The organism is Myxococcus vastator (assembly GCF_010894475.1).
GTDB classification, from domain to species: Bacteria; Myxococcota; Myxococcia; order Myxococcales; family Myxococcaceae; genus Myxococcus; species Myxococcus vastator.
This window is the reverse complement of the sequence record NZ_JAAIYB010000712.1, coordinates 1-2,742: the sequence shown is the minus strand read 5'-3', so window position 1 is coordinate 2,742 and position 2,742 is coordinate 1. Positions and strand designations below refer to the sequence as shown.

1 protein-coding gene is annotated in these 2,742 nt (G+C 72.1%); it reads left to right on the top strand.

Going from position 1 to position 2,742, the window contains the following annotated elements:
* Positions 1-359: 359 nt before the first annotated feature.
* Positions 360-2,742 (top strand): lantibiotic dehydratase family protein (locus G4D87_RS36415; RefSeq protein ID WP_240358895.1); only part of this gene is annotated, 2,383 nt, incomplete at its 3' end.

Here is a 2,742-nt window from a genome sequence, read left to right as displayed (position 1 = left end):
TGGGCCCCAAGTCCAGCTCCTCAACCACCTCCAGCACGAATCGCGCGAGGTGGTGCTCCGGCAGCCAGTCCAGCAGCGACGGCGGCAGCAGGAAGGCCTGCTGCACATTCCAGGGGCGGAACTTCTTGCTCATCCCCGGCATTCACCACGCGGGCCTCCCTCCGGGCAAGCCCCACCGCGATTACCGCGACACGCTCCTAGCCCAGACACTTTCGAAATCACAAGGAGGCCACGACATGTTTCATGTCTTGAGTTGGCCCCTCTGATGACTGTCACGCCATCCATCGATGGGTGCCTCTGCATCGTTGCTGTATGCTCGCGCCCAGCGGCTTCCCACTCCGAGCCACGACGCCAGCTCCATGCTCCCTCGACCTTCAGCCTCGTCCGACGCGCGTGAGACTCCGGCGGGGCGGACGCGCCCCGGGCGCACGTCCCCCTTCGTCGCCGCGGACTTCTTCGTCCTGCGCACCCCGCTGCTGCCCTTCGACGCCCTGACGTCCTGGAGCGAAAACCTGGAGGCCCCCGGCGCCGCGCCCGACGCGCTGGAAGGCGCGCTCCAACGAGACAGGCAACGGCTGAGAGACAGGCTGCGCCAGTGGGTCGTGGAGCCGCTCATCCGCGAGGCCCTCTTCATCGCCTCGCCCGCGCTCGTGGAGAGCCTGCACTACTGGCAGGAGAAGCCCGACTCCGAGGAGGGCCTGAAGGTGGAGCGGACGCTCGTGCGGTACTTCGCGCGCATGTCCGGGCGCAGCACGCCGTTCGGCCTGTTCGCGGGCCTCTCCGTGGGTCGTCCAGGCGCGGCGACGCGGCTGCACCTGGCGCCTCGCGAGGAGCTGCGCCGCCACACCCGGCTGGACATGGACTACGTCTGCGCGCTCGTGGAGAAGGTGCAGCAGGAGCCTGGCGTCCGGAGCGCGCTCGAGTACGTCCCCAACTCCAGCCTGTACCTGGCCGCGGGCCGCCTCCGTTACATGGAGATGCGGCACACCGGCAGGGAGCGCTCCTATCACCTGGTGGCCGTGGAGCCCTCGTCGTACCTGGAGGCCACGCTGGCGCGCGCCCGTGGCGGCGCGTCCGTGGAGGCCCTGGCCCTGGCCCTCACCCAGGACGACCCCGACGTCAGCCTGGAGGACGCCCGCGCCTTCATCCTGGAGCTCATCGAGGCCCAGGTCCTGGTCTCCACCTGGGCCCCCACCCTCACCGGCCCCGAGCCCGTTCCCTACCTGCTGGCGCGGTCGGAGGCGCTGCCCGCGCTCCACCCCACGCGGGCGAAGCTGGCCGCCGTCCACGAAGCGCTGGGACGCATCGACGCCGCGCGCCCCGGCGTCCCCGAGGAGGCCTACCGCGACGTCGCCCGGATGCTCGAAGGGCTGCCGGTGCAGGCCGAGCTGCCGCGCCTCTTCCAGGTGGACATGGTCCGCCCCACGCGGGAGGCCACGCTGTCTCCAGGCGTGGTGGACGCGTGCCAGCGCGCCTTCGACACGCTCCACCGCCTGGCCGTGGCCACCGCCGCGGACTCGCCGATTGCCCGCTTCCAGCAGCGCTTCGTGGCCCGGTACGAGGACCGCGCCGTCCCGCTGCTGGAGGCGCTGGACGAGGACACCGGCATCGGCTTCGCGGCGGATGGGGGCACCGGCAGCGGCACCGGCGCGCTGCTCCAGGGCTTCGCCTTCCCGCTCGGCGAGGGCGACCGGCGCTACCCCGACGGCGCGAAGTGGAAGCACCTGCTGACGCGGCTGGAGTCCTGCTGGCGCGAGCAGGCCCAGGAGCTGGTCCTGACGGAGGACGACCTGCGCGCCATGACGGCGAAGGACGTGCTCCCGCTGCCGGAGTCCTTCTCCGTCGTCGCCACCGTGGTGGGGGCCAGCGCCGAGCACGTGGACCGCGGGGACTTCCGCATCCTCCTGGAGAGCGTCACCGGCCCTTCGGGCGCGGTGATGTTGGGCCGCTTCTGCCACGCGGACGCCGCGCTGGAGGCGGCGACGCGCGCCCACCTGCGCGCGGAGGAGGCCCTGCGGCCGGACGCCGTGTTCGCGGAGGTCGTCCACCTGCCCCAGGGCCGCATGGGCAACGTCATCTGCCGCCCTGCCCTGCGCGAGCATGACCTCGTCCTCCTGGGGCAATCCGGCGTGCCCTCGGAGCAGCAAATCGAGCTGTCCGACTTGTGGCTCTCCGTGGAGCAGGGGCGGCTCGTGCTCCGCTCGCGGAAGCGGGGCCGCGAGGTCATTCCCCGGCTGACGACCGCCCACAACTACATCTCACTGGGGCTCGGGGCCTATCGCTTCCTGGGGCAGCTCCAGCAGCAGGGTGTGCAGAACCTGGCCTTCAGCTGGGGGCCGCTGACGTCCGCCCCCTTCCTGCCCCGCGTGGTGCATGGCCGCACGGTGCTCGCGCTGGCGCGCTGGAACGTGGCGCCAGAACGGCTCAAGGCCTGGGGCGCGGCGCGAGGCGGCGCACGCTACGAGGCGCTCCAGCGCTTCCGGCGGGAGGCGCGCCTTCCCCGCTGGGTCTGCCTCCATGACGGCGACAACCAGCTCCCCATCGACCTGGACAACGTGCTGAGCGTGGACACCTTCGTCCAGCTCACGCGCAAGCGCCCCGCGGGCGTGACGCTGGAGGAGCTGTTCCCCACGCCGGACGCGCTCTGCGTGACGGGCCCGGATGGCCGCTACCAGCATGAGCTGGTGCTCCCCTTCCACCGGCGCGAGCCCCTGGGACAGCCCCCCCGGCCAAGGACCGCGC